This is a genomic window from Streptomyces amakusaensis, from assembly GCF_039532665.1.
Classification (GTDB): domain Bacteria; phylum Actinomycetota; class Actinomycetes; order Streptomycetales; family Streptomycetaceae; genus Streptomyces; species Streptomyces amakusaensis.
In genome coordinates this window covers 1-810 of record NZ_BAAASB010000082.1, presented here as the reverse complement: position 1 = coordinate 810, position 810 = coordinate 1, and the positions used below count along the sequence as shown (strand labels likewise).

General features: G+C 64.6%; 1 protein-coding gene. It reads right to left on the bottom strand.

Going from position 1 to position 810, the window contains the following annotated elements; all coding sequences use genetic code 11:
* The coding region (locus tag ABD371_RS35720; protein WP_344486946.1) for a condensation domain-containing protein at positions 1 to 798 on the bottom strand (798 nt) is incomplete at its 3' end.
* Positions 799 to 810: the final 12 nt, after the last annotated feature.

Genomic DNA, 810 nt, shown 5'->3' with positions numbered 1-810 from the left:
CCGCACCCGCACCGGAACCGTATTGATGAACAAACCCACCATCGACTCCACACCCGCCAACTCCGGCGGACGCCCCGAAACCGTCGACCCGAACACCACATCATCACGACCGGTCAACACACCCAGCAACACCGCCCACGCACCCTGAACCAACGTATTCACCGTCAGCCCACGAGCCCGAGCCCCCACCCCCAACCGACCCGACAACCCCACCGGCAAACCAGACACCACCTGCTCCGGAACCACCGCACCACCACCGCCCGGCACACCACCCACCAGCCGGCAACCACCCTCAACCCCCGCCAGCGCCGAACCCCACACCCCCCGCGACACACCACGATCACGACCCGCCAGCCACACCAGATACTCCCGATACGGAACCACCCGCGGCAGCAGCCCCACACCCTCCCCACCCGACCCGTACAACACAAACAAATCACGCACCAACAACGGCACCGACCACCCGTCAACCACCAGATGATGAACCGTCAGAACCAGCGAATACCGCTCCGCCCCCAACCGCACCAGCACAAACCTCAACAACGGAGAACGCGACACATCAAAACGACGACCACGCTCCTCCACCACCACCCCCTCCAAAGCCACACCGGAACCCCGGAGATCAACCTCCCGCCACGGCAACTCCACCCCCACCGGAACCACCTGAACCGGATCACCCTCACCCCGCACCACAAACCGCGCACCCACCTGCGGATAACGCACCAACAACGCCTCCGCCGCACCCCTCAACCGACCAGCATCAACCCTCCCCTCCAACCCGAAAACCAACTGCACCACATACACATCCGG